The organism is Cellulomonas sp. IC4_254, assembly GCF_011603975.1.
GTDB lineage: Bacteria > Actinomycetota > Actinomycetes > Actinomycetales > Cellulomonadaceae > Cellulomonas.
Genome location: NZ_JAANNB010000002.1, coordinates 50,480 through 56,817, shown reverse-complemented (window position 1 = coordinate 56,817; position 6,338 = coordinate 50,480). Strand labels below are relative to the sequence as shown.

The window sequence follows — 6,338 nt, the reverse complement described above, 5'->3', positions numbered from 1 at the left end:
CGCGCGGTCACGGCGTCCGTCGCCCCGGTGCCGGCCGGCACCGCGCGGGTGCCGCGCACCGGCGTCACGCTGCTGGCCTCGTCCCGGTCGCCGGCGGTGCCCGCGCGCTCGTCGGCGCGCTCGTCGGTGTCGTCCGCCGCCGCGTCGTCCGCCGGCGCGGTGGCGTCCGTCGCCGCGTCCTCGTCGGGCACGGCGGCGTCGGGGTCGGCCGCCGCGCGGGCAGCGGCCCGGCGGCCCCGCCGGCGGGCCGGCTCGCCCGCGCGCGCCCAGGCCTCGGGGTCGGGCCACTCCTCGGCGCCCGGGTCCCGCCCGGGCACGCCGCCGCCGTCCTCGGCGCGCGCGGCGGTCGCGAGGCCGGAGAGCACGACGTCGACCTGCTGCGCGCCGACGGCACGCGTCAGCGCGAGCGCCAGCCACGGCAGCGCCGCGTGCACCAGCACCGCCCCCGCCCGGCCCTGGCCCGCGGCGAGCAGCAGGCTCGGCAGCGCGGCCCAGACGACGGCAGCCCAGACCCGCACGCCGACGGACCGGGTGGCGGCGCCGGCGGCGAACCAGGCGCCGAGCCCGGACAGCAGCACCGAGCCGAGCACCAGCACGGCGAGCGCGACGCCGAGGCTGCCGCCGGCGACGACGGTGCCGGGCAGCAGCGCGGTGACGAGCGCGTCGGCCGGCCCGGGCGAGCCGAGGCCCCCGGACACCCAGCCGCTGGTGGCCGCGGCCCAGACGTCGCCGAGGCCGGACGACGCCGCGAGCAGCGCGCCGCCCACCAGCGACTGCCCGGACAGCGTCCCGAGCACGAGCGGCCCGAACGCGGCCGCGGTCACGACGACCAGGGCGACGGCGACCACCGCGAGCCCGGCGCGGCGCCGCAGCGCCAGCGCCGCGAGCTCGCGCAGCTCCAGCTCGCTGGGCGCGCGGACGACCCGGCGGGCCTCGGCGCGGGTCAGCCGGCGGTCGCGCCACTGCCGCCACACGGTGCGCCCGTCGGCCTGCAGCGGCCGCAGCGTGCGGCGCGGCACCGCGCGGGTGCGGCGGGCCTGCGCGCGGGCCCGGACGACGGCGGCGGGGCGGCCGAGGGCGCGCAGGGGCGCGGCGAGCTCGGCGGCGGCGAGGCCCGGCTCCTTGGTCGCGATCCGGACCAGGACGCGGACCAGACCGGCGAGCACGGCCATGACGGCCACGAGCGGGACGATCGGCAGCGGGGCCCAGACCAGGCGCTGGTGCAGCAGCGCGGCGCGGCGGGCGGCGAACGACCGGCGCGGGTCGGCGCCGTCGGGCTCGCCGTCCGCGTCGAGGTCGACGATCGAGGCGGGGTCCGTGCCGGGGTCGCGCAGGCCGTGGTACGCCGCCTGGGCGTGCCGGACGACCGCCGACGGCACCACGAGCACGCGGTGCCCGGCCAGGCGCGCGCGCCGGGACAGGTCGAGGCCGTCGCCGAACGGGCCGAGCGCCGGGTCGGTCCCCCGCAGCTCGGCCCAGACGTCCCGGCGCACCAGCGCGCCGACCAGCCCGACGCCGAGCACGTCCTCGCGCCCGTCGTGCTGGCCCTGGTCGACCTCGCCGGGCTCCATGTCGGTCATGCGCCGACCGGACCGCGAGGTGCGGACGCCGACCTCGAGCAGCCGGGCGGGCGCGGTCCAGGTGCGCTGCTTCACGCCGGCGACGCCGACGGAGGGCGCGGCCTGCACAGCGCGCACCAGCTCGGCCAGCGCGGCCGGGTCCGGGGCGGCGTCGTCGTGCAGCAGCCACAGCCACCGGGAGCCCCCGCCGGGCAGGTCCTCCTCGGCGGCGACGGCGCGGCGCACCGCGTCGCCGAACGTGCGGGCCCCGGGGGCCGTCAGCAGCGTCGTGCTGCCGGCGGGCAGCCCCGCCTCGCGCAGCACGCCGGCGAGGCCGGGGTCGGGGCGGTCGCCGGCGTCGACCAGCAGCACCCGGGCGGGGGCGCGGGGCTGGGCGGCGAGCGCGCGCAGGGTCGTCGCGACGAAGGGGGTGACGCCGCGGGCGACGACCACCGCCGTCACGGGTGCCGCGGCGGGCAGGGACCCGGTGGCGGGCGCGCCGGGGTGCAGCGTGCTGGCGGTCACGACGTCAGGCGCCCCGGCGGGCGCGATCAGACCACACGCCGCTTGAGCTTGCGGCGCTCACGCTCGGACAGCCCGCCCCAGATGCCGAACCGCTCGTCGTTGGCGAGCGCGTACTCGAGGCACTCCGCCCGGACCTCGCAGCCGGTGCAGACCTTCTTGGCCTCGCGGGTCGAGCCGCCCTTCTCGGGGAAGAACGCCTCGGGGTCCGTCTGGGCGCACAGCGCCCGCTCCTGCCACCCCATGATGCCGTCGTCCTCGGGCGTGCCGAAGAGCGGCAGCACGGGCGCGACCGCCTCGGGCTGGGTCGTGCGCGCCTCGGACGGGAAGGGTCCCTCGTCGTCGAGCAGACTCCACATGTGTGCCTCCCCCGTCGTGCTCGTGTCGATGGTCCACCGGTCGTCCGCAGTCCCCCGCGTGCCACCCGTTCCAGGGAATTACACGCGTGTCGTTCCGCGTAGTCAAGCGGAAGACTGGTACTGGAGGCCTGACCGGGCGATATGTCCGGATCCGCGTCAACACGGGCCCCTAGGCTGCTCCCGTGCCCTCCTCGACGCCCCGCCCTGCCGCCTCCGTCGCCGACGTCCTGTCCGCGCTGCTCAGCGAGCCGGGTCGCCCCCGGCTGACCTGGTACGGCCCCGCGGGCGAGCGGATCGAGCTGTCCGGCGCGGTGCTCGACAACTGGGTGAGCAAGACCACCAACCTCCTCGTCGAGGAGCTCGACGCCGGACCGGGGACCCGCGTCCTGCTCGACCTGCCGCCGCACTGGCGGTCCGTGGTCTGGGCGCTGGCGGCCTGGCGGGTCGGCGCGACCGTCGCGACCGACGCGCACGCCGCCGCGGGCACGGCGGACGTGGTGGTCTCGGACCGCCCCGCCGACCTCGGCCTCCCCCGCGGCGCCGGCGTCGTCGCCGTGGCGCTGCCGGCGCTGGCCCGGCGGTTCGACGGCGACCTTCCCGCGGGCGCGCTCGACGCCGCGCAGTCCGTGATGACCTACGGCGACGTCGTCGGCTGGGCCCCGGCCGTCGAGCCGGCGGAGCCCGCCCTGGAGGTCGGCGCGACGCCCGTCCCGCACGCCGGCCTGGTCGCCGCGGCGGCGGGGGCGGCGCCCGTGGACGCGGGGTCGCGCGCGCTGCTGCCGGTGGCCGACGAGCGCGCCGCGACGGCCTCGGTGCTGCTGACCACGCTCGGCGTGCTGGCCGGCGGCGGGTCGGTCGTGCTGCTGCGCCCGGAGCCGGGCGACGCGCCCGACCGGGCGGAGCGGATCGCGACGTCCGAGCGGGTCACCGCCCGCCTCTGACGCGCTCTCAGCCCGCCGGCGCGACGGTGCCGTCCTCCTGCACCAGGCCGACCCACACCTCGCTCCACGTGGTGTCGACGGTCCGCGGGACCCCGGTCAGCGTGCGGCCCAGCGTGGTCGACCCGGTGCCGCCGACGGACGCCGCGGGCGGCACGGTCCACGCGTAGCTGCCCGGGTCGAAGCTGAGCGCCGCGACCGGCCCGCCGCCCCACGCCGCGCGCACGGCGGCGAGGTCGGCCGTGCTCGGCGGGGTCACGAACTCCACCACCTCGACGTCGCACAGGACCCGCAGCGTCGCGAGGTACCGGAACGGGCTGGAGTGCGTCCACACCACGCGGTCGACGCCGAGGTCGGCCAGCTCGTCGCACACGGCGTGCGCCTGCGTCGCCCGGCCGGACAGCTCGACGACCGCGGCGCCCGGCCGCCAGGTGCTGAGCGGGAACGCGACGACCGCGAGCGCGAGCACCCCCGCGGCGACCCGCCGGGCGACGCCCCACGCACCCGCGTGGGACGGGGTGGAGCGTCCTGCCCGACTCGCCGGCGCGTGCCGGGCAGGACGCTCCACCCGAGGCCACCGGCCCGCCAGCGCCGCGAGCGCCGCCGTGGCCGTGAGCAGCAACCCGGGCAGCGTCGCAGGGAGCAGACGGCGCACCGCCCAGATCTGGTCCGGGGTGATGCTGATCCGGACCAGCGGGAACACCGCCGCCACGCCGAGCACCGCGACCAGCAGCGTCGTCGCCGGGTCCCGCCGGGCCACCGCGCGGCGCGCGAGCACCGCCAGCCCGGCGAAGCCGAGCACGACGGCCGGGACGCCCAGGTACCAGCCGACCCAGGCGAGGGTCCGCTCGTCGTAGGACCGGGCGGCGTCCAGCGGCTCCCCCGCCGCGGCCTGCAGCACCTGGACCGCGTAGCCGTAGCCGGACGCCGGGTCGGTGAACCGGCCCTCCCACCACAGCGGCCGGGAGGCCAGCACGACGCCGAGCAGCAGCGCGGCGCCCGCCGCGCACCAGCCGAGCACGGACCCGTTCCGGTGCAGCCGGCGGCGCAGCCACCCGAGCCAGCCGCCGGGCAGCAGCAGCACCACGACGGCCGCCGCCAGGAGCACGGCGGTCGCCGCGAGCAGCGAGGTGAGCTGGGAGTCGTGCTCCCGGACGTACTGAGGGCTCAGCCGCAGCACGTCCAGCATCCCGAGCGTGACCATGGCAGCCCCGGCCCCGATCGCGGCGAGCGCCGCCCGCACCGCGGCCCGCCGGTCCTGCCGGCCGAGCGGCGAGGCCCCGACCAGCAGGTACCCGAGCGCCAGCCCGACGACGGCCACCGCGCCGTCGATGCGCGCCGCGCCGACCGCGCCGACCAGCGCGCCCGCGAGGAGGTGGGGTCCCACGCGCCCGGCCGACCTGCCGCGCCACGCGCCGTGCGCGACGACCAGCCCCGCGCCGAGCAGCGCGACGGTGAGCGGCTCGGTGTAGGCGGCGCGGGTGAAGGTGAGCATCGGCAGGCTCAGCGCGAGCGCGGCGGTGGGCACCAGCGCCCACAGCGGGCCGACGAACGACCGCCCGACCGCGAACACGGCGAGCAGCGCCACCAGCCCGATCACGAGGTTGCCCGCGAGCACCGCGCGCTCGCCGCCGGCCCAGCCCTGCACCGCCAGCAGCGCGGGCAGCATCGAGTTCCCCTGGGCGTACAGGTGCCCGTCCTGCAGCCACCACGCCTCGGTGCCGGCGGCGGCTCGGGCCACGGCGGCGTCGACCGCCGCCGCGCCGCCCACCGGCACCGGCGCGGACGGGTGCCCGGCGAGCCACAGCGCCTTGAGCGTGAGGAACCCGGGGTCGCGGTTCACCACCACGTACTCGGCGACGTACCGGAGGTTCACCAGCAGCCACCCGGTCCCGAGCACCAGGACGCCCGCGACCGCGCCGAGGTGCGCCCGGGTCGGCCGCGGTGCCCGGGGCACCCAGCGCCACGTCACCGCGGCGAGCGCGGCGGCGAGCGGCAGGACCACGACCGGCCGGAACGCCCCGGCCAGGACCGCGAGCAGCGCCGCGAGGCCGAGGCAGCCGAGCAGCACCGGCGCGCGGTCCGGCACGGCGAGCAGGCCGCGGGCGAGCAGGTCCGCCGCCCGCCCGGACGACGGGGACGGCCGGGGCGGCGCTCCGGCCGGGGTCACGCGCCCGGCTCGCCCACGGCGCCCGGCTCGACCGCGGCGCCCCCGGCGCGGCCCGGCAGCGCCAGCACGGCGGTCTCCCGCGGGTAGGGCAGCGACGGCACCCACCCCCGGTACCGCCGCACGACCAGCCCCGACGCGGCGACCGCCGGTGCGTACCGCGGCCGCTGGCTGTCGTCGAGCAGCACGAGGCCGCCCGGTGCGAGCCGCCGCGCCGCCGCCGCCAGGCACGCCCCGCGCGCCCGCCCGTCCACGACCACCAGGTCCAGGTCGCCGTCGACGGCGTCGATCGCCCGGACGTACCGGCCGTAGTCCAGCCCGGCCTCCCCGCGCCGCCCGGACGGCACCACCGGCGCCGTCGACCGCTCGGGCGCGACCTCGAGCAGCTCCAGCCGGTCGGCGACGCCCGCGTCGCGCGCGAGGTCCCGCACCAGCGCGGCGAACCCGGGGTGGTGCTCGACGCTGGTCACCCGCGCGGCCCGCCGGGCGAGCCAGACCGACGACGCCCCCGAGCCGTACTCGAACACCCGCGCCCGGCCGCCGAGCGCGTCGAGGTGCGCGGCGACCCGCGCGGCGGCGCCGTACGTCCACCACGGCACGTCGAGCCGCACCAGGTCGGCGGCGTCGTGGATCGCGAACAGCGACCGCGCGTGCGCCGCCGCGCCCCCGGGCCGGTCCGCGGCGCGCCGGTCGAGCGCGGCGAGCACCCCGGACGCCTCGGCGGCGCGCCGGCCGGACCGCCAGAGCCCCACGTACGCGGAGCGGGCCAGCGAGGACGGTGCGGGCACGGCGG

The 6,338-nt window shown here is 79.9% G+C and carries 5 protein-coding genes; 1 reads left to right on the top strand and 4 read right to left on the bottom strand.

Annotation, left to right across the window (positions count from 1 at the left end; genetic code table 11):
* Both G6556_RS00555 and G6556_RS00550 read right to left on the bottom strand, forming a co-directional pair.
* Positions 1-2,084: glycosyltransferase (locus tag G6556_RS00555; protein ID WP_166937627.1), on the bottom strand; the 2,084-nt coding region annotated here is incomplete at its 3' end.
* 26 nt (positions 2,085-2,110) lie between these two features.
* Positions 2,111-2,440, bottom strand: a complete 330-nt coding sequence (locus G6556_RS00550) for a WhiB family transcriptional regulator (protein ID WP_277344637.1) — start codon at positions 2,438-2,440, stop codon at positions 2,111-2,113.
* A gap of 182 nt (positions 2,441-2,622) precedes the next feature.
* Between G6556_RS00550 and G6556_RS00545 the strand changes: the two genes are divergently transcribed.
* The gene (locus G6556_RS00545) at positions 2,623-3,381 is read left to right on the top strand and encodes a TIGR03089 family protein (RefSeq protein ID WP_346774635.1); all 759 of its coding nucleotides are present in this window, start codon (positions 2,623-2,625) and stop codon (positions 3,379-3,381) included.
* Positions 3,382-3,388: 7 nt separating this feature from the next.
* Here G6556_RS00545 and G6556_RS00540 read toward each other — a convergent pair whose 3' ends face one another.
* Both G6556_RS00540 and G6556_RS00535 read right to left on the bottom strand, forming a co-directional pair.
* Positions 3,389-5,548, bottom strand: a complete 2,160-nt coding sequence (locus G6556_RS00540; RefSeq protein ID WP_166937626.1) for a hypothetical protein — start codon at positions 5,546-5,548, stop codon at positions 3,389-3,391.
* Positions 5,545-6,333, bottom strand: a complete 789-nt coding sequence (locus G6556_RS00535; protein ID WP_166937625.1) for a class I SAM-dependent methyltransferase — start codon at positions 6,331-6,333, stop codon at positions 5,545-5,547. Before G6556_RS00535 ends, G6556_RS00540 begins: the two co-directional genes overlap by 4 nt.
* Positions 6,334-6,338 lie beyond the last annotated feature (5 nt).